This is a genomic window from Duganella sp. OV510, assembly GCF_900100205.1.
Taxonomy (GTDB): Bacteria; Pseudomonadota; Gammaproteobacteria; order Burkholderiales; family Burkholderiaceae_D; genus Rugamonas.
This window is the reverse complement of the sequence record NZ_FNEQ01000001.1, coordinates 1,323,272-1,347,782: the sequence shown is the minus strand read 5'-3', so window position 1 is coordinate 1,347,782 and position 24,511 is coordinate 1,323,272. Positions and strand designations below refer to the sequence as shown.

Annotated in this window: 16 protein-coding genes; 11 read left to right on the top strand and 5 right to left on the bottom strand. The window is 64.4% G+C overall.

The annotated features are described in order from the left end of the window. Positions 1–18 precede the first annotated feature (18 nt). The gene (locus tag BLS51_RS06280) at positions 19–1,587 is read left to right on the top strand and encodes an oleate hydratase (protein WP_090176467.1); all 1,569 of its coding nucleotides are present in this window, start codon (positions 19–21) and stop codon (positions 1,585–1,587) included. Here BLS51_RS06280 and BLS51_RS06275 read toward each other — a convergent pair whose 3' ends face one another. The 3 genes from BLS51_RS06275 to BLS51_RS06265 form a co-directional block, all read right to left on the bottom strand. After that, a complete protein-coding gene (locus BLS51_RS06275; RefSeq protein WP_090176471.1) occupies positions 1,588–2,052 on the bottom strand; it encodes a hypothetical protein in 465 nt (154 codons plus the stop codon). 244 nt (positions 2,053–2,296) lie between these two features. Further along, positions 2,297–2,764, bottom strand: a complete 468-nt coding sequence (locus tag BLS51_RS06270; RefSeq protein ID WP_090176474.1) for a cyanophycin metabolism-associated DUF1854 family protein — start codon at positions 2,762–2,764, stop codon at positions 2,297–2,299. Between the two features lie 4 nt (positions 2,765–2,768). After that, the gene (locus BLS51_RS06265) at positions 2,769–5,039 is read right to left on the bottom strand and encodes a cyanophycin metabolism-associated ABC transporter (RefSeq protein ID WP_090176478.1); all 2,271 of its coding nucleotides are present in this window, start codon (positions 5,037–5,039) and stop codon (positions 2,769–2,771) included. Positions 5,040–5,244: 205 nt separating this feature from the next. Here BLS51_RS06265 and cphA (BLS51_RS06260) point away from each other — a divergent pair, with 205 nt between their 5' ends. The 9 genes from cphA (BLS51_RS06260) to BLS51_RS06220 all read left to right on the top strand — a co-directional run bounded on the left by cphA (BLS51_RS06260) (position 5,245) and on the right by BLS51_RS06220 (position 20,657). Beyond that, entirely contained in the window at positions 5,245–7,407 is a 2,163-nt protein-coding gene (gene cphA / locus BLS51_RS06260) for a cyanophycin synthetase (RefSeq protein WP_090176482.1), read from the top strand. 16 nt (positions 7,408–7,423) lie between these two features. Next, on the top strand, positions 7,424–9,994 hold the full coding sequence (gene cphA / locus BLS51_RS06255; RefSeq protein WP_090176487.1) for a cyanophycin synthetase: 2,571 nt from the start codon (positions 7,424–7,426) through the stop codon (positions 9,992–9,994). Between the two features lie 210 nt (positions 9,995–10,204). Beyond that, entirely contained in the window at positions 10,205–12,859 is a 2,655-nt protein-coding gene (locus BLS51_RS06250) for a TonB-dependent receptor (protein ID WP_090176491.1), read from the top strand. A 128-nt stretch (positions 12,860–12,987) separates the two neighbouring features. After that, positions 12,988–14,196, top strand: a complete 1,209-nt coding sequence (locus BLS51_RS06245) for an LLM class flavin-dependent oxidoreductase (RefSeq protein WP_090176494.1) — start codon at positions 12,988–12,990, stop codon at positions 14,194–14,196. Positions 14,197–14,205: 9 nt separating this feature from the next. Further along, positions 14,206–15,780, top strand: coding sequence for an ABC transporter substrate-binding protein (locus BLS51_RS06240; protein WP_090176499.1), 1,575 nt, complete (start codon positions 14,206–14,208; stop codon positions 15,778–15,780). Between the two features lie 4 nt (positions 15,781–15,784). Next, positions 15,785–16,789 carry an ABC transporter permease gene (locus BLS51_RS06235; RefSeq protein WP_090176502.1) on the top strand — a complete coding sequence of 335 codons (1,005 nt, stop codon included), beginning with the start codon at positions 15,785–15,787 and terminating at the stop codon, positions 16,787–16,789. Next, positions 16,786–17,631: an ABC transporter permease gene (locus tag BLS51_RS06230; protein WP_090176506.1), complete on the top strand. Its 846-nt coding sequence runs from the start codon at positions 16,786–16,788 to the stop codon at positions 17,629–17,631. The genes BLS51_RS06235 and BLS51_RS06230 overlap by 4 nt, the downstream gene beginning before the upstream one ends. Beyond that, positions 17,628–19,427, top strand: a complete 1,800-nt coding sequence (locus tag BLS51_RS30500) for a dipeptide ABC transporter ATP-binding protein (protein WP_090176509.1) — start codon at positions 17,628–17,630, stop codon at positions 19,425–19,427. The genes BLS51_RS06230 and BLS51_RS30500 overlap by 4 nt, the downstream gene beginning before the upstream one ends. A 15-nt stretch (positions 19,428–19,442) precedes the next feature. Next, positions 19,443–20,657, top strand: a complete 1,215-nt coding sequence (locus BLS51_RS06220; protein WP_090176513.1) for an LLM class flavin-dependent oxidoreductase — start codon at positions 19,443–19,445, stop codon at positions 20,655–20,657. A gap of 9 nt (positions 20,658–20,666) precedes the next feature. Here BLS51_RS06220 and BLS51_RS06215 read toward each other — a convergent pair whose 3' ends face one another. Together BLS51_RS06215 and BLS51_RS06210 are read right to left on the bottom strand one after the other, a co-directional pair. Further along, entirely contained in the window at positions 20,667–21,746 is a 1,080-nt protein-coding gene (locus tag BLS51_RS06215; protein WP_090176518.1) for an LLM class flavin-dependent oxidoreductase, read from the bottom strand. Then, the gene (locus BLS51_RS06210; RefSeq protein WP_090176521.1) at positions 21,736–22,791 is read right to left on the bottom strand and encodes an ABC transporter substrate-binding protein; all 1,056 of its coding nucleotides are present in this window, start codon (positions 22,789–22,791) and stop codon (positions 21,736–21,738) included. The genes BLS51_RS06215 and BLS51_RS06210 overlap by 11 nt, the downstream gene beginning before the upstream one ends. Before the next feature lie 254 nt (positions 22,792–23,045). Here BLS51_RS06210 and BLS51_RS06205 point away from each other — a divergent pair, with 254 nt between their 5' ends. Next, positions 23,046–24,509 carry a catalase gene (locus tag BLS51_RS06205; RefSeq protein WP_090176525.1) on the top strand — a complete coding sequence of 488 codons (1,464 nt, stop codon included), beginning with the start codon at positions 23,046–23,048 and terminating at the stop codon, positions 24,507–24,509. The last annotated feature ends 2 nt before the right edge of the window (positions 24,510–24,511 follow it).

The window sequence follows — 24,511 nt, the reverse complement described above, 5'->3', positions numbered from 1 at the left end:
ACTGAGGGAGTGTGCGTCATGAGTAATCCTGTTAAAGCGTATTTGGTTGGCGGCGGCATCGGGTCACTGGCCGCAGCGGCGTTCATGATTCGCGATGGCGGCGTGGCCGGCAGCGATATCACCATCTTTGAAGCCCTGCCGCTGGCGGGCGGCAGTCTTGACGGCGGCGGCAATCCGGACAGCGGCTACACGCTGCGCGGCGGCCGCATGCTCACCACTGACAACTACGAGTGCACCTGGGATCTGTTCAAGAGCATCCCGTCGCTGGAACATCCGGGCCAGACGGTGTACGACGAAACCATCGCGTTCAACGAACTGCACAAGTCGTATTCGCGTGCGCGGCTGGTGGACCGCAACCGTTTCAAGGTCGATGTCAGTTCGATGGGCTTCTCGATGGAGGACCGGCTGGAGCTGGTCAAGCTGGAGGAGGCCGACGAGAAGGATCTGGGCGATAGCGCAATCACCGACTGGCTGTCGCCGGAATTCTTCGAGACCAAATTCTGGTATATGTGGGCGACCACGTTTGCCTTCCAGCCGTGGCACAGCGCGGTGGAGTTCAAGCGCTACCTGCGCCGCTTCATGAAGGAGTTCTCACGCATCGAGACGTTGGCTGGCGTCAAGCGCACGGTCTACAATCAATACGATTCGCTGGTGCGGCCATTGCAGCACTGGTTGCAGCAGCAGGGCGTGCAGGTGCTGCTCGGCGCCAAGGTCGAGGATCTGTCGTTGACCGAAGACGCGTCCACCGTGACCGCGATCCGCTACCTGCGCGATGGCGAGGCGCACACCATCCAGGTCCGTCCCGAAGACCTGGTGTTCTTCCAGAATGGATCAATGACCGATGCTTCCAGCTACGGCAGCATGCACAGCGCACCGTCCAGGCTGGACAAGCGTGACAGCCAGGGCTGGGCGTTGTGGGAAAAGCTGGCTGCTGGCCGGCCGCAGTTCGGCAATCCGGCGGCGTTCAATTCCAGCATTGCGGAATCGTGGTGGGAGTCGTTCACGGTGACGCTGAAAGATCCGGCCTTCTTCGACCGCATGGAGAAATTCACCGGCAATGTGGCCGGTACGGGCGGGCTGGTGACGTTCAAGGATTCCAACTGGTTCATGTCGGTGGTGCTGGCGCATCAGCCGCACTTTGCCGGGCAGCCGGAAGGTGTGCAGGTGTTCTGGGGCTATGGACTGCATCCGGACCGCATCGGTAATTTTGTCGCCAAGCCGATGGCGGAGTGCAGTGGTGAAGAGATCCTGCGCGAGCTGTGCGGCCATCTGAATTTCGATTACGAACAGGTGATGTCGAGCGCGAACTGTATTCCATGCCGCATGCCGTATATCACCAGCATGTTCATGCCGCGCCAGCATAGCGACCGTCCGCTGCCAGTGCCCACCGGTTCGCGCAATCTGGCCTTCGTCAGCCAGTTTGTCGAGGTGCCGGAGGACGTGGTGTTCACCGTCGAATACTCGGTGCGTGCGGCGCAGATGGCGGTCTACCAGCTGCTTGGCGTACAGCGCGAAGTACCACGCATCACGCCGCACGACGAATCGCTTAAAGTGAAGTTTGATGCGGTGATCAAGGCCTTTAAATAATCACGCCAATGCGCCCATCAGCTTTTGCATGGGCGTGAGTGGAATCAGTGCGTCCGGCTCGTCTATCTCCAGTACGACATCGTTGTAGGCAACCGGACGCAGATGTTCGACTTCAATCGTGTCAGATTGCCGCGCTTCGTCGAGTAATTGTTGCAGGGCCGGCGCATCCAGCAAATTCAGCTTGGCAAGCAGGGCGCTGTACTTTCTCATGTCGGCCTCATTGGCAGCGATGCGATCCGCAGGCCGCACGGCAAGCTGGATACAGCCGAATACCGCAAACGTCGCCAGCAGCCAAGCCGATTGCGCCGGCAACTGCGCCGCTAGTGCCGCCACCGCGCTGCTTCCCGCAAGCAGACTCATGAAGACTAACGAAGTCTGGATGCGGCGGTAAAAGCGCGCGGTGCGCTGACACAGGCGTTGTGCGTAGCGGAAATTGAAGTACAGCTCTTCCTTGTCTTCATCCATGATCGGCTCCCTCCTTCGGCGGCTGCTGCTTGGCAGGCGCGGGCTTGCGGCGCTTCACTTCCGTTTGGGAGCCGGGCGCTGCGGTATGTGTGACTTCGGTTCGAGGAGATTCATTGTATGCCTTCCCGCACCTTCTTGATGGGCGCACGATTCCATCATGCAGGCATTTTTTGCGCATGCTTTGCGCTAGATCAGATGGGGAAGGCGGCGCCATCGGTGTTGGGCCGATGGCGCGGGAGGGGGATTACAGGAAGCGGTCGAGGATTTTTTTGCTGTGCTTGTCCAGTTCGCGCAGGTCGCGGACCAGGTAGTGGATGCCGTGGATGTCGGAGACCAGCAGCGTGTCAACCGTCAGGCGGCGGATGTCTTCTTCGCCGCGCAGCACGAATTCGGTATCGCCGCGATCCGTCACCACCGACCAGGTGCATGGCGTCGCATAGCTGGTCACGCTGTTGATGCGCGAGATCTCGGGCATGAATTCACGCCCGCCGAGCTCTTCGGACACCAGCGCGCCAATCGCCGGCGGCAGGTCGCTGATCAAGTCGATCCACGCCACTTCCTTGCCATCGGTGTTCAGCAGCGAGATACCATCTTCCGGCGCCTGCACCGGGAACGCGCGCACCGGCGACACGCCTTCATGCACCACGCCGTCCACGGTGGTCAGCACCAGGCGGCCGAAGGGATTACGGGTCAGTTCAAATGTAGTCGTCATCGTGTTATTCCTTGCTACCGTCGTCCAGGTCCGTGTCCACATTGCGGGCCTGCGCCTGATACAGGCGGTAGTACGCGCCCTCGCGCGCCATCAGTTCGTCATGCGGACCATCTTCCACCACCACGCCGCGATCCAGCACCACCAGGCGGTCGGCTTTTTGCAGCGTTGACAGGCGGTGGGCGATGGCGATGGTGGTACGGCCTTGCACCAGATTGTCCAGCGCCTTCTGGATTTCTTTTTCGGTTTCCGAGTCCACCGAGGCGGTGGCTTCGTCGAGGATCAGGATCTTCGGATCGATCAGCAGCGCACGCGCGATCGAGATGCGCTGACGCTCGCCGCCCGACAGGCCCTGGCCACGCTCACCAACCATCGAGTCGTAGCCTTGCGGCAGGCGCAGGATGAATTCGTGCGCATGCGCGGCGCGCGCAGCGGCGATGATTTCTTCGCGCGTCGCATCCGGCTTGCCGTAGGCCAGATTCTCGGCAATGGTGCCGAAGAACAGGAACGGCTCCTGCAGTACCAGGCCGATGTTGCGGCGATAGTCGGCCACCCTGAACGAGCGGATGTCCTTGCCGTCCAGCAGAATCGCGCCTTCGGCCACATCGTAGAAGCGGCAGATCAGATTGACCAGCGTGGACTTGCCGGAGCCCGAGTGCCCCACCAGGCCAACCATCTGGCCTGCCTTGATGTCGAGGTTGATGCCGCGATTAACGGCGCGATTCCCATAGCGGAAGCCGACTTCGCGCAGCGAGATATTGCCCTCGACCTTATCCAGCTTGACCGGATTGGCCGGTTCAGGCACCGACGACACGTGGTCCAGAATATCGAAGATACGCTTGGCGGCCGATGCCGATTTCTGCGTCACCGAAACGATGCGGCTCATCGAATCCAGGCGGCCGTAGAAGCGGCTGGCGTAAGCGATGAAGGAAGTCAGCACACCGACAGTGATATTGCCCTTGGAGACCTGATAAATACCGAATACCCAGATCACCAGCAAGCCCAGCTCCGTCAGGAAGGACACGGTCGGCGAGAACAGCGACCATACCTTGTTCAGCTTATCGTTGACCGCCAGATTGTGCTTGTTGGCGGTGCGGAAGCGGTTCGCCTCGCGCGCCTCCTGCGCAAAGGCCTTCACCACGCGGATGCCGGGAATGGTATCGGCCAGCACGTTGGTGACCTCGCCCCACACGCGGTCGATCTTTTCGAAGCCGGTGCGCAGGCGGTCGCGCACCAGGTGGATCATCCAGGCGATGAACGGCAGCGGCCCCAGTGTGCAGATGGCCAGCCATGGATCGAGATTGAACAGGATGATGCCGGTCATGATGATCATCAGGCAGTCGGACAGGAAGTCCAGCAGGTGCAGTGACAGGAACACGCAGATGCGGTCACTCTCGGAGCCGATGCGCGACATCAGGTCGCCGGTGCGCTTGCCGCTGAAGTATTCCAGCGACAGCTGCAGCAGGTGTTCATAGGTCGTGGTGCGCAGGTCGGCGCCGATACGTTCCGAGGCCAGCGCCAGTACATAGGTCTTGCCCCAGCCGAAAATCCACGCCATCACCGCCGCGCCCACCAGGCCGGACATGTACAGCGCCACCAGCGACGGATCGACCGGCTTGCCGCTTTGGTACGGGATCAGCACATTGTCCATCAGCGGGATGGTCAGGTAAGGAGGAATCATGTGCGCGCCGGTCGACAGCAGCATCAGCGTGAAGCCGAGCGCCAGCTGCCATTTGTACGGCCGGGCGAAGCGCCACAGGCGGAACAGCGTCCACGTCGACGGCGGCGTGTAGACCACCTTGGTGCAGACCGGGCATTCTTCCTGGTCCGGCTCCATCGGCGCCTTGCAGCTTGGGCAGACGTTTTTGTCGTCGACCACCACCGGCTGGCCGCTGGCGTGGCTGTCGCGGTGCGCGTCGAACTGCTCGACCAGGCGGATCGCCGCCAGGTTCTGACCCAGCGTGAAGCGCCATGCGCCCAGTCGGCCTTGTTTATTGATTAATTCGAGATGACCGACGCCGGCGTGGTCGTGGTGTTTCAACACCATGCCCGGCGAAAACGGCCACGATTCCCAGCTGGCCGCACCCGGCGCGCGGGCCAGCAAACGGGCCGGCGTCACCAGCATCGCGCCCTTCGAAAAACGAAGTTGCTGATCCAGGTCAACCTCCAGGGCACTTACAACGTTTTCCTCTTGGGAAAGTTGTGCCTGTATCTCGGAACGCCAGCGTTCGGGAAGCTCGCTCAGGCTGGATACGTTGGAAAGTTGTTCGGTCGTCATCGTGCGGCGTACTCCGGAGGGGAAAAGGGCTGTTGTTGCGGCTTATTTACGGTATTCTGTCATTGATCAAACATTTGACAGAAAACAATAAAAAGCTTGTTTTGCGTTGGCGGCAAGTATACCGCACAGCAGCAGGGCACGGATACAGGGTTTACAATACGGCGCGGGCTGGCAAAGCCGATAACAAAGTTACAAGAATCAACACATGACTAAGAAGAAAGACATTGAAGTTCTCCGCGTAACCCATTTGCGCGGTCCGAATATCTGGACCTATCGCCCGGTCATCGAGGCGTGGCTGGATATTGGCGAACTGGAGAACTTCCCATCGAATTTGTTGCCTGGTTTGTATGAGCGTCTGACCACCATTTTGCCAGGCCTGATCGTCCACCGCTGCGGCGTGGGCGAGCACGGCGGCTTCCTGGAGCGCCTGCGCGACGGCACGTATGCCGGCCACATCCTGGAACACGTGGTACTGGAGCTGCAAAACCTGGCCGGCATGAAAACCGGCTTCGGCAAGACCCGCGAAATCAGCCCGGACAGCGGCCTGTATAAAATGGCCTTCCGCACCCGCCAGGAAGAAGTCGGCCGCGCCGCGCTGGCCGCCGGCCGCGACCTGCTGATGGCGATGATCGAAGATAAGCCTTACGATCTGGACGCCACCGTCGCCACGCTGACCGACATGGTCGAGAGCCTGTGCCTCGGCCCAAGCACTGGCAACATCGTCGACGCCGCCGGCGTGCGCAAGATTCCTTTCATCCGCCTGACCGACGGCAACCTGGTGCAGCTGGGCCACGGCGCCGCGCAGCGCCGCATCTGGACCGCCGAAACCGAACACACGTCGGCCATCGCCGAAGGCATCGCCTCCGATAAAGACCTGACCAAAACGCTGGTGTCGTCGTGCGGCGTGCCGGTGCCGGAAGGCCAGCTTGTCACCAGCGCTACCGAAGCATGGGAAGCCGCGCAGGACATCGGCCTGCCAGTGGTGCTGAAGCCGTATGACGGCAACCATGGCCGTGGCGTATCGCTGAACCTGACCAACGAAGCCGATGTCGCCGCCGCCTATGAACTGGCCGCGCAGGAGGGCGACAGCAGCAGCGTGATCGTCGAGCGCTTCATCGTCGGCGACGAACACCGCCTGCTGGTGGTGGGCCGCCGCGTGGTGGCCGCCGCTGCTGGCGAGTCGCTGTGGGTCACCGGCGACGGCAAGTCGAGCGTGCTGGAACTGTGCAACACTCAAATCAACACCGATCCGCGCCGTGGCGAAACCGAGGAATTCCCGCTGGGCCGCGTCAAGCCTGACGAATCGGGCGAGATCATCCTGGAGCTGAAGCGCCAGGGCATGACCCACGGCTCGGTGCCGGCCGATGGCCAGAAAGTGCTTATTCAGCCGAACGGCAACGTCGCTATCGACGTCACCGACAAGGTGCACCCGCAAGTGGCCGCGATGGCTGCACTGGCGGCGCGCGTGGTTGGCCTGGACATCGCCGGCATCGACCTGGTGACGTCGGACGTCACCCGTCCGCTGGAAGAAACCGGCGGCGCCATCATCGAAGTCAACGCCAGCCCGGGCCTGCTGGCCCACCTGAAGCCGGCCGAAGGCGAGCCGCGCAACGTCGGCGAAGCGATTGTCGAGCACCTGTTTGGCGAAGCCACCGGCCGCATGCCGATCGTCGGCATCGCCGGCAAACATGGCACCACGATGACCGCGCGCCTGGTCGCCTGGCTGCTGCAAATCAGCGGCAAGAAAACCGGCCTGACCTGTGCCGATGGCCTGTTCGTCAACGGCCGCCTGCTGCCGCGCGACGGCTTCTCCGACTGGGAAACCGGCGAGCGCCTCCTGCTGAACAAGAGTGTTGAAGCGGGCGTGTTTGAAAACAGCGCACGCATGATCCTGGCCGAAGGCCTGGCCTACGACAAATGCACGGTGGGCGTGGTCACCGATGTCAGCGGCCTGGAAGAGGTGAGCGAGTTCCACATCGACAGCGAGGAGCGCCTGTACAACGTGCTGCGCACGCAGGTCGACGTGGTGCTGCCGGGCGGCGCCGCAGTGTTGAATGCCGCCGATCCGCAAGTGGTTGAAATGGCCGACCTGTGTGACGGCGAAGTGATTTTCTACGGCGTGGACGAGCACCTGGCTGCTATCGCCGCGCATCGCCAGGACGGCAAACGCGTGGTGTTCCAGCGTGCCAACTGCATCGTGATGGCCGAGGGCCAGACCGAGGCGGGCACGCTGCCGCTATCGCCGCTGGTGCCGCCGGAAGCCGTGCTGGCCGCGATTGCCGCCGGCTGGGCGCTGGGCCTGACGCCGGAGCTGATCGGCGCCGGCTTGCGCACCTGGGAAGCGAATCCAAAGAAAACACCTCATTGAAAGAACAAGAATAATCATGGAAGTTAAACGTATCCGCGCCCTTCGCGGCCCGAATCTTTGGAGCCACCATACTGGAGTGGAAGTCATCGTTTCGTGCCCGCCGGAAGAACAATCGATCGCGACGCTGCCGAACTTCGAACAGCGCCTGCACGCGCGTTTTCCTGCCGTTGGCGCCTTGCACCCGACCGGCAATTCCAGCGCCGTGCCGCTGGCCCGCGTGCTGGAAGTGGTGACCCTGAGCCTGCAGGCGCAAGCCGGCTGCCCGGTGACGTTCAGCCGCACGCACGCCACGCTGGAAGAGGGCATCTATCAAACCGTGGTGGAGTACACCGAAGAAGCCGTCGGCCGCCGCGCCGTGGAACTGGCCGAGGCGCTGATCGTCTCGGTACTGGCCGATACCGCCTTCGACCTGGAAGCCGCGCTGACCGAATTGCGCGACCTGGATGAAGACGTGCGCCTGGGCCCAAGCACCGGCGCCATCGTCAACGCCGCCGTGGCGCGCGACATTCCGTTTCGCCGCCTGACCGAAGGCTCGATGGTGATGTTTGGCTGGGGCTCGAAACAGCGCCGCATCCAGGCCGCTGAAATGGACACCACCGGCGCCATTGGCGAGACCATCGCGCAGGACAAGGAACTGACCAAGAAGCTGCTGCACGCCGCCGGCGTGCCGGTGCCTATCGGCCGTTCGGTCGAAGATGAAGCCGACGCCTGGAAAGCCGCGCAGGAAATCGGCCTGCCGGTGGTGGTCAAGCCGAAGGACGGCAACCAGGGCAAGGGTGTCACGGTCAACATCATGACGGAAGACCATCTGAAGGCTGCCTTCCGCACCGCCAAGGAATTCCGCGACGATGTGATGGTCGAGCGCTACTTGCCAGGTCACGATTACCGCCTGCTGGTCATCGGCAACAAGCTGGTGGCTGCCGCGCGCCGTGATCCGCCGCTGGTGGTGGGCGACGGCGTGCACACCGTGCGCCAGCTGGTGGAGATCGTCAATGCCGACCCGCGTCGCGGCTCGGGCCACTCGACTTCGCTGACCAAGATCCGCTTCGACGACATCGCGCTGGCGCGCCTGGCACTGCAAGACCTGAACGCGGATTCGGTGCCGGCCAAGGGCCAGCGCGTCATCCTGCGCAACAACGCCAACCTGTCGACCGGCGGCACCGCTACCGACGTCACCGATGACGTGCATCCGGAAGTAGCGGCGCGTGCGGTGGAAGCGGCGCAAATGATCGGCCTCGATCTGTGCGGCGTGGACGTGGTGTGCGACAACGTGCTGGAGCCAATTGAAAATCAACGTGGCGGCGTGGTGGAAGTGAATGCCGCGCCGGGCCTGCGCATGCACATCGCGCCATCGTTTGGCAAAGGCCGCGCGGTGGGAGAAGCCATCGTCAACACCATGTTTGCGCCTGGCGAAAACGGCCGCATTCCCGTGGTAGCGGTGACCGGCACCAACGGCAAGACCACCACCGTGCGCCTGATCGCGCACCTGCTGACCGCCAGCGGCCTGCGCACCGGCATGACCAATACCGACGGCGTCTACATCGAAGGCCGCCAGACCGATAGCGGCGATTGCAGCGGTCCACGCAGCGCGCGCAACGTGCTGCTGCATCCTGATGTTGATGCGGCGGTGTTTGAAACCGCGCGTGGCGGCATCTTGCGCGAAGGCCTGGCCTTTGACCGCTGCCAGGTGGCAGTCGTCACCAATATCGGCATGGGCGACCACCTGGGCCTGAATTACATCACCACCGTGGAAGACCTGGCGGTGCTGAAGCGCGTGATCGTGCAGAACGTGTCGGAAAGCGGCTACGCGGTGCTGAACGCGGTTGATCCTATCGTCGCCGGCATGGCGGCCACCTGCCGTGGCAAGGTGATCTTCTTCGGCGCCGACCGCACGCATCCCGTCATCGCCACGCACCTGGCGCAGGGCAGCCGCACCGTGTATGTGGAAGATGGCGACATCGTCGCGGCGGAAGGCCGCGAGCAGCATCGCATCTCGCTGTCGCAGGTGCCGATCACCCGCAACGGCGCCATCGGCTTCCAGGTGGAGAACGTCATGGCGTCCGTCGCTGCGGCGTGGGGCGTGGGCATCGGCTGGGATGCGATCCGCCTCGGCCTGAAAACCTTCGCCAACGATTCGGACAATGCGCCGGGCCGCTTCAATGTGTTCGACTACAAGGGCGCGACGCTGATCGCCGACTACGGCCACAATCCGGACGCCATCCTGGCACTGGTCAAGGCGGTGGAAACCATGCCGGCCAAGCGCCGCGTGGTGGTGATTTCCGGCGCAGGCGACCGCCGCGACCAGGACATCTCGCAGCAGACCGAGATCCTTGGCCGCGCATTTGACGACGTGCTGCTGTACGAAGACGCCTGCCAGCGTGGCCGCGTCGACGGCGAAGTGGTGGCGCTGCTGCGCTCCGGCCTGACCGGCGCACCGCGCACTTCGCACGTTGAGGAAATCTACGGCGAATTCAAGGCCATCGACACCGCGCTGGCGCGCTTGCAAGACGGTGACCTGTGCCTGATCCTGATCGACCAGGTGGAAGACGCGCTGGCGCATATCGCCAGGCGTATCAAGGAAGCATAATCTTCCACGCTCCATAGAAGGCCGCCGCATGAGCTTATGCGGCGGCCTTTTTTTTGTCGCCCGCGCAACAGCGCAGGGCGGCGCCGGCTGTTGAATAAACAGCAGTTCGCGCTGCAAATCCAGCAATCCGGGCGTGAAACGGCGCCGATTTGAGTGGCATGGAAACTGCACTTTGTGCAAGCAACCAACCACAAAGATCGGAGCCGAATCATGAATCACCAACTTCCTCAACCCACGCCGCGCCGCCTGGCGCTGGCGGTTGCCCTGGCGTTGACCGCGTTGCAGGCGCAGGCTGATCCTGCCGCAGCAGCTGTGGCGGACGACGCTGCCGCACCAGCGGTGGAAGCGATTGCCGACGGCTCGGTGGTGGTGGTGAAAGGGCAGAGCACTGCGCTGGCCAGGCGTCCGGTCAGTTCGGTGTACGGCACCGATACCAGCTTGCTGGATACGCCACGCTCGGTATCGCAGGTCAATGCCGACCAGTTGCTGCGGGATGGCATCAAGACTGCCGACGACCTGGTCAAGTACGCGCCTGGCGTGACGCGCAACGGCGGCCAGAACGTCTCGGTGGCGCCGCTGATACGCGGCCAGGCGTCCGAGCTATACCAGGATGGCCAGCGTACCTACAATGTGCGCCATCCTTTTAATACCAATGCCTTCGAGGGCGTCGATATTGTCGCCGGCCCGGTGCCGCAAGTGTTCGGCATCTCCTCGCGCAGTGGCGGCTATGCCAATTACCTGTCGAAGAAGCCGGACTTTGAGAGCCAGCACGGCCAGGTCAGCGCGCAACTGGGCACCTGGGTGCCGGGCGGTGGCTCGTATGGTGCCAACTCGCTGACCTTCGATCTGACCGGCCCGCTGAGCGAGACGCTGGCCTACCGCGTCAGTGTGACGCCTCAGCGCGCCAAGGACTACGCCGATGGCGTCAGTAATAACTACAACGCCTTCTACGGCGCGCTGGCGTGGAAGCCGGCCGCCGGCGTGCGCGTTGACTGGAATCTGGCGGTGGACGACTACTACGATTTCAATGTCACCCACGGCTGGAACCGCGTGACGCAGACGCTGATCGACAGCGGCCAGTATTACGGTGGCCGTGCGACGCCGATCATCAGCGTCGGCAGTGGCGCTTCGATCAAGTATTATTCGCCGGTGTACGCATCGGGCGCCTATAACTCATCGGTGGTGGGTTGGCAGCAGCGTACCGCCGTCACCAACACGGCCGGCGTCAAGCAGTATGTCGCCGGAGCGCTGCTGAGCGGTACGGCGTTGCCGTCCTTCCTCACCAACGCTGCCACGCCGGGCACCGTGCGCGGCTGGGTCTACGATCCGGGCTTGCAGGGCAATGGCCTGACATCGCTGTCCGATTCGGCGTACTCCAACCCGAACGACAAGAACACGGCACGCCGCGAGACCTCGCAACTGCGCGTGGCATGGGACATCACGCGCGGCTGGTCGCTGCTGAACAGCGCCCTGTACCAGCACTCCAAGGATACCGGCAGTTCGGTCGGCAGTTTCTTCACGCAGATCGAGGACCGCATCTTTGAAGACCGGCTGGAACTGCGCGGCAATGGCGGTTACACGCTGTTTGGCCTGCCGCTGCGGCACGACAGCAATACCGGTGTCAGCTACCGCTACGAACGCTTCAGTACCAAAGCGGCCAACAACAGCTTCACTATCAATCCGTATGACCTGACTGCGCCGCTGGACTTGAAAACGCCAGGAACGCTGCTCGGCCTGGCCTCGCCATCCGGTCCCGGTTCGTGGATCGGCACTGCCGGCGTGCCGCAATATTCCAGCGCGTTTGGCTATCTGAGCCTGCCTGCTGCCTATCCGGCCGGCGGCGACTTCTATTCGGAGCGCGGTGGGTCACCGGCAGCCGGCGGCGCCGTCTACACTTCGGACGGTGACTGGAAAAACCTCGGCCTGTTCACCCAGCAGAACTTCCTGCTGGACGAGCGCTATGGCCTGAACCTCGGCCTGAGCGGCACCCGCGTTGACGCCTACATTCACAATCCGGTCTACCTGACCGCAGCGCAGGAAGTATCGGATTCGCTGCGCGCCTACCTGCCGGCGGTACAGGGCAGCCTGCTGTATAAGCCGACTGCGGACAGTACGCTGTACGCGACCTATGACCGCTCGTATTCGATCAACACCGGCGGCTTTGCAGACGTGCTGACCTGGGGCGCCAATAACAAACTGAATCCACTCAACTTCCGCAGCTTGAGCCGCTTGTTTGAAGTCGGCGCGAAGGCCGAGCTGATACCCGGCCGTCTGCAAGGCACCATTGCCGCCTATCGCCAGCAGCGTGACGTGGCGCCGCTGACCGATGGCAGCGTGCCGAAAATGCAGATCCGTGGTGTCGACCTGTCGCTGCGCCTGCAAGCCACGCGTGATGTGACGGCGGGCCTGAACTATTCGCTGATCAACGCCAAGTACACCTACATCACTTTCCCGGCCGGCTTCTTCTCGCCGTACGGCTTCGTGGCCGACAACGCCACCGTGTTCGCCGACGGAAATACGCTGAACCAGCGCGCCGCACCAGGCTCCAGCAAGGCGCCCGGCATCCCGCAGCACTCGCTCAACGGCTATGTCGATGTGCGCTTCGGCAAAGGCTTCGGCGCCGAGGCCTCCGCCTGGTGGACCAGCAAGTGGGACACCAGCCTGGCCCACAACGCTACCGTGCCGAATGAGCACAACCTGAACCTGACGCTGTACTACCGCCAGCCGAAGTGGGATGCGGCGCTACGCATCCTCAACGTTACCAATGAGCAGAACTTCGTCAACGGGTTGACCGGCGCCACCACCGAGTTTTTGCAGCCGGGCGTGCCGCGCGCGCTGCAAGCCTCGCTGGCGTACCGCTTCTAAGCGCCGCTGCGCAAGCAGCAGCGCGCTGTTGAAAAAGCAGCAGCGCCGTTGCACGCGCAGCAGTTTTGGCCATCCCGCGCGGGCACGGCTTTTGCGAAATACAGGAATAACCATTGAAGGAGCAGGCGATGAGCGGGAAAACGGGCGTAAAAATATTGTGGTATCTGACCGCGCCGGACGGCCAGGTGCCGTGGGAAGCGGATGGACGCTGGCAGACCGGCTACGGTCATTTGCAGCAACTGGCCAGCACCATCGACAAGCTGGGTTACTACGGTGCGCTACTGGCCACCGGCGCCGACGAAGTCAACGTGCTGGCGGCATCGGTGCTGTCGGTCACCCAGCGCATGAAGTTCGTGGCAGCCGTCTATCCGGGCCTGATCGCGCCGGCCAAGCTGGCACAGATCGCGCAGACCATCAACCGCTTCTCAGGCAATCGCCTGATCTACAACGTCGTCAATGGCAACGACAAGGTGCTGCCGTCGCAAGGTTTCCACTTGCCGCATGATGAGCGCTACGATTACAGCCTGGAATACTGGGATGCCTTCAAGCGCCTGTACAGCGGCAGCGGTGCTGGCTACGACGGCAAATACATTCAGATCGCACCGCGTCCGGCCGATGCCGGCGGTGGCAGCCAGCGTGGCGCTGCTGCGCCGAGTTATGCGCCTATCCCGCTGTGGGGCGCTGGCACCTCCGGCCCCGGCGTGGCGCATTCGGTGCAGACGCTGGATGTGTATTTGAGCTTTGCCAACACCCCGGCCAGGCTGGGTGAAAAATTCCGCCGCGTCGGCGCCGAGGCGGCCAAGCTGGGACGCCAACTGGAATATGGCACGCGCTTGCAGATCATCGTGCGCGAAACCGAGGAGGAGGCGTGGGAATATGCCGAGTACCTGGTCAGCCGCACCTCGGTCGAGTATGCGCGCCAGTCGATCGAGCGCCAACTGCCGCCGGGCGAGCATTTCGATACCTATGTCAGCCCGGACCCGCAGGTCAACCGCAACCTGGAGCAGATTCGTGCCGGCCGCCTGCCGAAGGCACGCGATTATGAGATTTATCCAAACATCTGGACCGGCCCGGCGCTGCACGGCTTTAACGTGCTTGGCCCGGCGCAGGGCACCACGCTGGTCGGCAGCGCCGAGAACGTGGCGGCGCGCATCCGCGAATTCCAGGCACACGGCGTTGGCACCTTCATCCTGTCCGGTTGGCCGTTGATCGAAGAGGCGTACCGCGTGGCCGACCTGCTATTCCCGCTGCTGGACTTGGACCACGGCTTCGACGTACCGTTGCTGTCGCCGGGACGCCGGCCTGCCGCACAGGCGCCACTGGCCGCTGCAGCGTAAGGAGGCCGCATGGGACAGCACTCGCGCAGGGACTTTTTACGTGGCGGCGCCGCACTGGGCGCCGGCCTGGCCTTCGGCGGCTTGCTCGCCGGCTGCGAGCAGCAGGGCGGCGCAGGCAATGCATCCGCCAGCGCCGCTGCCGCGCTGGACGACAAGCCGCGCCAGGGCGGCCGCCTGCGGCTGGGCATCGTCGACGGCAGCCATAGCGGCAATCTGGATGTCCACAAGCCGGTCGGCAGCGGCATCATTCGCGGCTTCGCGCTGTACAGCAAGCTGTGGGAGTGGAGCGAGCATATGACGCCGGACCTGGCGCTGGCCGAAGAGGTCAGCGTCAACGCCAACGCCAGCGCCTGGACCATCCGCCTGCGCAAGGGGCTGGAATTCCATCACGGGAAAACCATCAGCGCCGATGACCTGATTTTCTCGGCGCGCCGCCTGTCCGACCCGCAACTGGCGTCGCCGTTTGCGTCGCTGGTGCAGCGCATAGACCGCGACAACATCGTCAAGCTGGATGAGCGCACCGTGCGCATTCCGATCCGCGATGGCGCCGGCTTTTTGCCGCTGCCGGACGGCTGGGTCAATTTCGGCGGCATCGTGCCGACCGACTATGACCCGGTGCGCAATCCGGTCGGCGCAGGGCCGTACAAGCTGAAGGAATTCACGCCCGGGCAGCGGTCGCTGTTCACCCGCTTTGAAAACTACTTCAAGCCCGGCAAGCCGTATGCGGATGAACTGGAAATCATCGAGTTCAAGGACCAGACGGCGCGCGTGGCGGCTTTGCTGGCGGGGCAGATCGATACTGCCTACGCCATCTCGCCCGAGCAGATTCCGGCGCTGCGCGCCAGCGGCGTGGCCAACCTGGTCATCAGCCAAAGCCACGGCTGGCACGGTTTTGAAATGAACCTGAACGCCGAACCATTCCGCGATGTGCGCGTGCGGCAGGCTTTCCGTCTGCTGGCGAATCGCCAGGAGCTTGTGGAGCGCGCGCTGGGCGGCCAGGGGCGGATCGCCAATGACCTGTATTCGCCGCTTGATCCAACCTACAACCACGCCATCGCCCAGCGGCCCTACGATCTGGAACAGGCAAGGTCGCTGTTGCGCGCGGCGGGCCACGAGCGCTTGCAACTGGAACTTGCGGCCGGACCGGGCGGCAGTGCGGCGGCGCAGGTGTTTGCCAATCAGGCCAGGCTGGCTGGCGTCGACATCCGCGTCAAGCAGGTCGACGCCGCCACGTTCAACGGCCCGCTGCGCGACAGCTGGGCCTTGAGTACCACCTATAAGCTGGGTGGCGAATTCCTGCACACCGCCACCAATACCGATGGCCCGCTGGCGGCCCTCAACAAAACCCACTTCAACGACGCCCGCTTCACGCAACTGCTGACCGAAGCGATGGCGCAGCCGGACGTCGAGCGGCGCAAGCTGCTGGTGCACGAGGCGCAGCAGATCCAGCATGACAGCGGCGGCCTGCTGATCTGGGGCTACGCCAACGTGGTGGACGGCATATCGCCGCGTGTTGGCGGCGCCAAACCGGAACGCTCGCACTTCACCACCTGGCGCTTCGATGACCTGTGGCTAAGGAGCTGACACGATGAGCCAACTGACTGCGCTGGTGCCGTGGGCGCTGTGGCTGGGACGACGTCTGCTGGGCGGCGCGGCGGCCGTGGTGGCCATCAGCGTGATCGTGTTCGCCGCCACCCAGGCCTTGCCATCCGACCCGGCGCGCATGGTGCTGGGACCGGAAGCATCGGAAGCCACGGTGCGCACGCTGCAACGGCAACTTGGGCTGGATCAGCCCTTGCCAGTGCAGTACCTGAACTGGTGCGGCCGGCTGGTGCGCGGCGATCTTGGCGTATCGCTGGATTCACATGTGCCGGTGCAGACTTTGCTGGCCTCGCGCGCAGACAATTCGCTGGCGCTGCTGGCCGGCGTGTTGTTGCTGCTGGTGCCGTTTTCGCTGGGTGGCGGCGTGTGGATGGCGCTGCACCGCGACAGCTGGCTGGAGCGCAAGGTGCTCGGTGCGCTGATTGCCGTCAAGGCCGTGCCGCAGTTCGCGCTGGGCATCGCGCTGGTGATGCTGTTTGCCACCAGTGTGTGGCGCTGGTTGCCGGCCGTATCGCTGCTGGACTCGGGCCGCTCGGCATGGGCGCAGCCACGCTTCCTGGTACTGCCGCTGGCGACCTTGCTGCTGGCGGGCTTGCCCTACCTGTGCCGGCTGGTGCGCGCCGCCATGATCGAGGCACTGGAATCGGAATATGTGCTGGCCGCGCGTCTGCGCGGCGTGCCGGAGTGGCGCATCCTGTGGCGCCATGCGCTGCCGAATGCACTGATCCCGGCCATCCAGGGCCTGGCGCTGACACTGAGCGTGCTGCTGGGCGGGACGCTGGTGGTGGAAGTGGTGTTTGCCTATCCTGGCGTTGGCAGCGCGCTGAACGCGGCAATTGAAATGCGTGACTTGCCGGTGGTGCAGGCGCTGGTACTGCTGATTGCCGCCAGCGTGGTGCTGATCAACCTGGGCGCCGACCTGCTGGCGGTGCTGCTGACACCGCGTCTGCGTACCGCGCTATCCCAGGGCCGCGCCGGAGCCAAACCATGAGTGGCCCGGCGGTGCTGCGCCATTGGTTGCGCGGCGTCTGGCGTCAGCGCGCGCTGCGTAGCGGCCTGTTGCTGACGTTATTGGTGCTGCTGGTGGCGCTGGCCGGCCCCTGGCTGGCGCCGCACGGCGCGGCTGATTTCACCGGGCCGGTGTACGGCGCACCGGCGCAAGGCGCGCCGCTGGGCTACGACTACCTTGGCCGCGATGTGTGGTCACGGCTACTGCTGGGCGGCTGGTCGATGGTGTGGATGACCATCGCCGCCGCCATCATCGCGCTGCTGGCAGGCGCGCTGCTTGGATTGCTGGCGGCGCACGCCGGCGGCCGCATAGACCGCGCGCTGGTCTGGTGTGCCGACGTGCTGCTGGCTTTCCCTAACCTGATCCTGGTGCTGCTGGTGGTGTCGATGCTGGGCCGCGCGCCGTGGCTGATCGTGCTGACCACCTCGATTGCTTTCTTGCCCGGCATGTTGCGCCTGGCGCGTAGCCTGGCGCTGGGTGTGGCTTCGCAGGAGTTTGTCGAGGCGGCCGAGCTGCTGGGCTACTCGCGCCGCCACATCCTGCTGCGCGAAGTGCTGCCGAATATCCTGACGCCGCTGCTGGTCCATTTCGGCAGCATGATGTCATGGGCGGTGACGATCTTGTCCGGCTTGAGCTTCCTCGGTTACGGCGTGGCGCCACCGGCGGCGGACTGGGGCCTGATGATCAATGAAAATCGTGCCGGCCTACAGGCGCAGCCATGGGCGGTGCTGGCGCCGGTGCTGATGATTGTACTGTTCGCGTTGGGCGCCAACCTGCTGGCGGATGGCCTGGCGCGACTCAATGCGAGGATAGAACAACGATGAACGCACCCGTCCAGTTGCCGCAGTTGCTGGCCAGCCCCGCGCTGGCCGTTTCCGGCCTTGCCATCACCTTGCAGAACGGCGCCGAGGTGGTGTCGGATATCGCGTTTGAACTGGAGGCGGGACAGATCCTCGGCCTGGTCGGCGAATCCGGCTCCGGCAAAACCAGCATCGCCAGCGCTCTGCTGGGCCATGTGCGGCAGGGTGCACGCATCAGTGGCGGCAGCGTGATGGTGGCGGGCGAGGATGTGCTGCGCGCGACGCCAGCCACCTTGCGGCGGTTACGTGGGCGCTTGATTGGCCATGTGGCGCAAGACCCGGCCACCGCACTCAACCCGCTGCAACGCATCGGCGCCGCGCTGGAGGAAGTGCTGCACCTGCACGCGCCGTCGCTGCCGCGCGGGGAACGCGGACAACGCATCACGCAGGTGCTGCGCGATGTTGGCCTGCCGCAGGAGCCGGACTTTTTGCGCCGTTTCCCGCACCAGCTGTCGGGCGGCCAGCAGCAGCGGGTGCTGCTGGCATTGGCCTTCCTGCCGCGTCCGGGCCTGATCGTGCTGGACGAACCGACGACCGCGCTGGATGTCACCACGCAGGCGCGCATCCTCGAAACCGTGCGTCAGCTATGCCAGCGTTACGGTGCGGCGGCGGTGTATGTCTCGCACGACCTGGCGGTGGTGCACCAGCTGGCCGACCGCGTGATTGTGCTGTACGCCGGGCGCATCGTTGAAAGCGGGCCTTCCGCGCGGCTGTTCGCGCATCCCGCCCATCCTTACACCAAGGGACTGCTGGCGGCGATTCCTGATATCGGCAAGGCCAGCGTGCCACGGCCGATTCCCGGCCAGCCGGCGGCGCCGGGCGCACGCGCAACCGGTTGCGCCTTTGCCGGGCGTTGCGCCTGGCGTATCGACGCCTGCGCTGTCGTGCCGCCATTGCAGGAGGTGGCGCCGCAGCACCGCGCCGCCTGCGTGCGGCCGGAAGCGCTGGCCGCAGTCGCCAGTGTACGATTCGTTGAGCTGGCGCCGCCGCCACCGGCCGAACCGCTGCTGTCGGTCGCGCATGCCAACGCCTGGTATGGCCGCCAGCAGGTGCTGTTCGATGTCGGCCTGTCGGTCTCGCCGGGCGAATGTCTGGCCGTGGTGGGCGAATCCGGCTCCGGCAAGACCACGCTATCCCGCCTGCTGGCCGGACTGGGCGCGTCGGCGCAGGCGGAGCTACGTTATGGCCGCTCGCTGCTGCCCTTGCAGGCCCGCGCCCGTGGCGCCGCCGAGCGCCGCGAGATCCAGTACATTTTCCAGAATCCTTACCGCGCGCTGAATCCGCGCCAGACCGTCGGCCAGACCTTGCGCCATGTACTGCGCCATGTGCGGCCGCAGGAACAGGATGGCGAAGCGGCTATCCTGGCGGTGCTGCACAAGGTGGCGTTGCAGGCCCGCGTGCTGGATGCCTGGCCGGGCGCCTTGTCCGGCGGCGAACGTCAGCGGGTCGCCATCGCCCGCGCGCTGCTGTGCCAACCACGCCTGCTGATCTGCGACGAGATCACCTCGGCGCTGGATGTGTCGGTGCAGGCGGCGATCATGGAACTGCTACAGCAATTACAGGCCGAAGGACTGGCCATCCTGTTCGTCACGCACAACCTGGGCGTGGTGCGTTCGCTGGCCAATCGCGTGCTGGTGCTGCGCCAGGGCCGTGTGATAGAGCAGGGCGACGCCAGCCAGGTGCTGGATCGTCCACAGCGTAACTACACGCGCGCGCTGGTAGGTGATACGCCCAGCATCCGTGCCTTCCAACCTTACTGAACCGAGGACCATTCCATGAGCATCGATTTCTTTTCGCGCCTGCCGTTACACGGCGAAACGCAGCACCTTCCCGGCGACAGCCGCAATCGCGGCGACTGGCATGGTCTGGGACCGGGCCAGACCACCGGCGCCTTGTCCGACTTCGCTGTCGGTGATGATTTCAGCTACATCGACTACCTGGCGCAAGTGGCCAAGGCCACCGAGCTGAATGGCTTCGGTGGCGTGTTGATGGTGAACGGCGTCACCGGAGAAGAGCCGTGGACGGTGTGCTCGCTGCTGGCGCGCGAAACGCGCCGCCTGCGCTTTGTCACCGCGTTCCAGCCGTATCACTTTTCCCCATGGGCGGCGGTGCAGATGGCCGCAACCTACCAGCGTGCCAGCGGCAACCGGCTGGTGTGGAACATCATCAATGGCGGCTCGGAGACGGTGCAGCAGCAGGTTGGCGACTTCGTGCCGCACGATGAGCGCTATGCGCGCGCCACCGAATTCATGGACGTGGTGCGCGGCTACTGGAACAATCCGGACTTCCATTACGCCGGCAAATATTACAAGGCAGAGGGCGGCGGTTTGCGCGGGCCGCTGGCCAAGGCGGCGCTGCCGCTGATCTGCACCGCCGGCTCGTCCGAAGCGGCGCGCGACTTCGGTGCCAAGCATGCCGACTATTTCCTGATGCGTGCGGAACGCCCGCAAGAGGTGGCGGAACTGATTGCCGATGTACGCCGCCGCGCTCGCGCGCACGGCCGCGAGAATGCCATCCGTTTCGGCCTGTCGATCGACGTCATCACCCGACCGACCGATGAGGAAGCCCGCGCTGAAGCGCGCCGTTTCTTCGACGAGGCGCAGGTGCGCGGCGCCCATCGTGCGGCCGCTGCCGCTACCGGTCTGCGCTCGGCGCGCAAGCTGGGCTACGAAACCGAATTCCAGCAGCCGCAGAAAGAGGAACGCCAGTTCGAGGATTTCTTCATCCATCCGAATGTGTGGGCCGGTTTCGGCTACATCGGCATTCCGCCTGGTTGCGCGCTGGTTGGCAGCTATGCCGATGTGGTGGAGCGCATCCGAGAATACCATGGCGTTGGCATTGACCTGTTCTTCCTGGCCGGTTATCCGCACCTGGAGGAAGCGTATCGTATTGGCGAGCACATCCTGCCGCATTTCCGCAAGGAGCGCGCCGCCGCTGCGCGCAACGATACGCTGCAACCGCCGCAGCCGCTGGCGGCCAACGGCGGTTGATGCTGCTTTTTATGCCGCCGCCAGTTCACGGCGGCGGAATTCCTCGCGCACGGCGGGGATGATGTAGCGGCCGTAGTCGATGGCGTCATGCAGCGGATCGTAGCCGCGATTGAGGAAGGTGGTCACGCCGATGTCGGCATAGGCCAGCAGCGCCGCGATGATGGTGTCTGGTGTACCGACCAGCGAGGTCGAGTCGGTGCCGCCGCCGATGGCGCTGGAGGTGCCGAGGAATAGCGCCTTGTCAAACACCTCGCCACGCGCCGCCAGCGCCAGCTGGCGCTGGCCGCCGCCGCTCTGGCCATGATCGCCGCCACGTCCCGGCACTTTCGCGCCGCTGTAGTTGCGCTCCAGCTGGGCGACGATGTGACGCGCCTTTTGCCACGCCAGCTCCTCCGTCTCGCCGATGATCAGCCGCACTGACAGGCTGACGCGCGGCGGCGTCACGCCGATGGCGTCGGCCGCCGCCTTCAGCTGGGCGATGCGGGCGGCGGTGTCGGCCAGCGGTTCGGCCCACAGCGCATACAGGTCGGTGTGGCGCACCGCGACCTGGTAGGCGGCGTCCGAGGAACCGCCCAGCGAGATCGGCACGCCGGTCTTGCGCAGCGGCTTGACCGGCGAGTAGGCGTTCCTGATGTTGAAGTATTTGCCTTCAAAGTCGAACGGCTGGTCCTCGCTCCAGGTGCGGCGGACTATTTGCAGGTATTCATCGGCGCGAGCGTAGCGCTCGGCCTTGTCCAGCAGGTGTTCGCCGTGCTCGGGTTCCGGTGCATGGCCGGTGATGGCGTGCAGGCGTATGCGGCCGCCAGTGGTCTGGTCCAGCGTGGCGAAGGCGCGCGCCGCCAGCACAGGCGGCGTCAGGCCGGGGCGATGGGCGATCATGAAGCCCAGCTTTTCGGTATGGGCGGCGGCGTAGGCGGCCAGCGTGGCCGGATCGCCGCCGCCGCTGGCGATCAGCACGCGGTCGAAGCCCGCATGTTCGTGGGCGCGCGCCAGGTCGCGCAGATAGGTCAGGTCCAGCGGCGCGCCATAAGCCTGGCGCGGCGCGAGCTGGTTGCGCGGGAACAGCCCGCCGACAAATTCAACTGGCATGGGTAAGCTCCTCTTTGGCCTGCTGTTGCAGCAGCGCGTGCGCGGCTTTCAGCGGCGCGTGATCGGCCCAGGCGCGCACGTCGACATCGCGGTCGAGGAAGCCGTGGCGCAGCTGGAAGTTCTTCTGCAGTTCAAACAGCGACAGGCGTTCGTCCGACAGGTCCGGCGCCAGCGACAGGTGGAAGCCGTCGCGATACGCCGCCGCCACGCCTTCGCTGCCGGCACGGGTTTCGGCTTGCAGGATGGCGCGCACTTCGGCTTCATGGCTGCGCGCCCAATCGGCAGCGCGCAGCGTCTGTGCCAGGAAGCGCACCACCAGGTCGAAATGCTGGTCGAGGAAATCCTGGTGCACGGTGATCGGACGCGGCGTGCCGTTGTTGACGCGGTGACGGCGCTGCGGCAACTGGTCCAGGTTGATGCCAACCACGGCGCCGGCGGCGCGCGCGGCATCGGCTGCTGCCGCGCCCTTGACGTAGACCGCGTCCACCTCGCCGAGGATCAGCGCCTCGATGCCGTGCCAGAGGCCCGCGCCTGGCGCGTCGCCTTGCGTTTGTGGCGTGGTGCTGCCGACTTCCACCAGCGTCACATCTTCCAGCGTCAGACCGGCCGAAGCCAGCGCGCCGTGGTAACCGGCCAGGCTCATGCCGCGCGCGATGCTGCGTCCGCGTTTGTTTTCGGCCAGGTCGATGTCCCGGAAGCGCGGCAGCGCCAGGCGCTTGCCGGCCAGGTCGGCCGGGCTGCTGATCTGTGAACCGGGACGAACCAGGATCGATTGCCACTCGTCGATCCAGGTCAGGCCGATCAGGCGCGTGTTGGCGCCTTGTGCGCGTGCTGGCAGCGCGAACAGGTTGCCGCCTTCGCGTATCAGCGTGGTCAGCTCGTGGTCGTAGTGCTGGCGGGCCAGCTCGCCGCCGACTTCCTGCAAGGTCTTGAGAGCGATGCCTTCGGTGGCGAATTCCTGGTCCAGCCAACCGAGCTTGTAGGCCAGGCCGGTGGCGGTCGGCACCGGGCAGCGGGTGAACCAGATCGTATCTGTCTTGCTCATATGTCTTCCTCTTGAAATGGTGTGCTGCGCCGGCGGCGCCGCTGCCAGTCCTGATGCAGAAAGCGTACCGGGCGAAAACCGCCCATTGTGCTTGGTTTTCGCCAGCAGATTGCTGCGCCGGCAGCAGCAGCTGTTCAAGTCACAGCAATCGCGTATAGAAATTGACTATCATCGCCATTAATATATATAGGTTTTATTTATCGAGATGGCTGAGTAAAATAGTTTTACGCTATTAAACAATGAGGAGCCATAGTATGAGTCAGCCACCTATCACCACCGCCTCCGGCATTCCAGTCGCCGACAACCAGAATTCCCTGACCGCCGGCCCTCGCGGTCCCGTCCTGTTGCAAGACTTCCACCTGATCGAGAAGCTGCAACACTTCAACCGCGAACGCATTCCAGAGCGCGTGGTGCACGCCAAAGGCTCGGGCGCCTACGGCACGTTCACCATCACGCACGACATCACCAAGTACACCAAGGCCAAACTGTTCGCCGAAGTCGGCAAGCAGACCGAGACCTTCCTGCGCTTCTCCACCGTGGGCGGCGAGAAGGGCAGCGCCGATACCGAGCGCGATCCACGCGGCTTCGCCGTGCGCTTCTACACCGAGGAAGGCAATTGGGACCTGGTCGGCAACAACACGCCGGTATTCTTCCTGAAGGACGGCATCAAGTTCCCGGACTTCATCCACACGCAAAAGCGCGATCCGCAGACCAACCTGAAATCGCCAACCGCGATGTTTGATTTCTGGAGCCGCACGCCGGAAAGCCTGCACCAGGTAACCACGTTGTTCTCCAGCCGTGGCACGCCGGACGGCTACCGCCACATGCACGGTTTCGGCAGCCACACCTACAGCCTGATAAACGCCGCCGGCGAACGTGTCTATGTCAAATGGCACTTCCTGACGCAGCAAGGCATCAAGAACCTCAGCGCTGACGAAGCCACGCGCATCGCCGGCACCGATCCGGATTACGCGCAGCGCGATCTGTTCAACGCCATCGCCGGCGGCGACTTCCCGCGCTGGGACGTCAAGGTGCAAGTCGCCACCGACGCCGAACTGGCCGCATGGGAAGCGCGCACCGGCTGGAATCCGTTCGACCTGACCAAGGTATGGCCGCACGCCGACTTCCCGCTGCTGCAAGTCGGCGTGCTGGAACTGAACCGCAACCCGGTCAACTACCACGCTGAAGTAGAGCAGGCCGCTTTGTCGCCATCGCACGTGGTGCCGGGCATGGGCTACTCGCCGGACAAGATGCTGCAAGCGCGCCTGTTCGCTTACCACGACGCGCAGTTGTACCGCGTGGGCACCAACCACCAGCACCTGCCGGTGAACGCGCCACGCTGCCCGTTCCACAACCAGCAGCGCGACGGCGCCATGGCTGGCGCCAATGGCGGCGCGGCGCAGAACTACGACCCGGTACAAGCCGCCGGCAGCAATCCGCACGGCATGGGCCACGGCGAACCGCCGCTGGCGCTGGACGGCGCGGCCGGCCGCTACGATGGACGTGGCAAGGAAGACGACTACACCCAGGCGGGTGACCTGTTCCGCCTGATGCCGGCCGATGAACAGCAAAACCTGTTCAACAACATCGCCGGTCCATTGAGCCAGGTGAATGCCGAGATCATCGCCCGCCAGCTGGCGCACTTCGACCAGGCCGATCCAGCCTACGGCGCCGGCGTGCGCGCAGCGTTGCAAGCGCGCGGCGTCAATGTAGCGTAAAG

Bases quoted from the DNA above. Each gene is read 5' to 3' on its own strand.
- BLS51_RS06215 (WP_090176518.1), bottom strand. From the start codon at position 21,746: ATGCCAGTTGAATTTGTCGGCGGGCTGTTCCCGCGCAACCAGCTCGCG.
- BLS51_RS06240 (WP_090176499.1), top strand. From the start codon at position 14,206: ATGGGACAGCACTCGCGCAGGGACTTTTTACGTGGCGGCGCCGCACTG.
- cphA (WP_090176487.1), top strand. From the start codon at position 7,424: ATGGAAGTTAAACGTATCCGCGCCCTTCGCGGCCCGAATCTTTGGAGC.
- BLS51_RS06210 (WP_090176521.1), bottom strand. From the start codon at position 22,791: ATGAGCAAGACAGATACGATCTGGTTCACCCGCTGCCCGGTGCCGACC.
- BLS51_RS06245 (WP_090176494.1), top strand. From the start codon at position 12,988: ATGAGCGGGAAAACGGGCGTAAAAATATTGTGGTATCTGACCGCGCCG.
- BLS51_RS06265 (WP_090176478.1), bottom strand. From the start codon at position 5,039: ATGACGACCGAACAACTTTCCAACGTATCCAGCCTGAGCGAGCTTCCC.
- BLS51_RS06270 (WP_090176474.1), bottom strand. From the start codon at position 2,764: ATGACGACTACATTTGAACTGACCCGTAATCCCTTCGGCCGCCTGGTG.
- BLS51_RS06250 (WP_090176491.1), top strand. From the start codon at position 10,205: ATGAATCACCAACTTCCTCAACCCACGCCGCGCCGCCTGGCGCTGGCG.
- BLS51_RS06230 (WP_090176506.1), top strand. From the start codon at position 16,786: ATGAGTGGCCCGGCGGTGCTGCGCCATTGGTTGCGCGGCGTCTGGCGT.
- BLS51_RS30500 (WP_090176509.1), top strand. From the start codon at position 17,628: ATGAACGCACCCGTCCAGTTGCCGCAGTTGCTGGCCAGCCCCGCGCTG.
- BLS51_RS06280 (WP_090176467.1), top strand. From the start codon at position 19: ATGAGTAATCCTGTTAAAGCGTATTTGGTTGGCGGCGGCATCGGGTCA.
- BLS51_RS06275 (WP_090176471.1), bottom strand. From the start codon at position 2,052: ATGGATGAAGACAAGGAAGAGCTGTACTTCAATTTCCGCTACGCACAA.
- BLS51_RS06235 (WP_090176502.1), top strand. From the start codon at position 15,785: ATGAGCCAACTGACTGCGCTGGTGCCGTGGGCGCTGTGGCTGGGACGA.
- BLS51_RS06220 (WP_090176513.1), top strand. From the start codon at position 19,443: ATGAGCATCGATTTCTTTTCGCGCCTGCCGTTACACGGCGAAACGCAG.
- BLS51_RS06205 (WP_090176525.1), top strand. From the start codon at position 23,046: ATGAGTCAGCCACCTATCACCACCGCCTCCGGCATTCCAGTCGCCGAC.
- cphA (WP_090176482.1), top strand. From the start codon at position 5,245: ATGACTAAGAAGAAAGACATTGAAGTTCTCCGCGTAACCCATTTGCGC.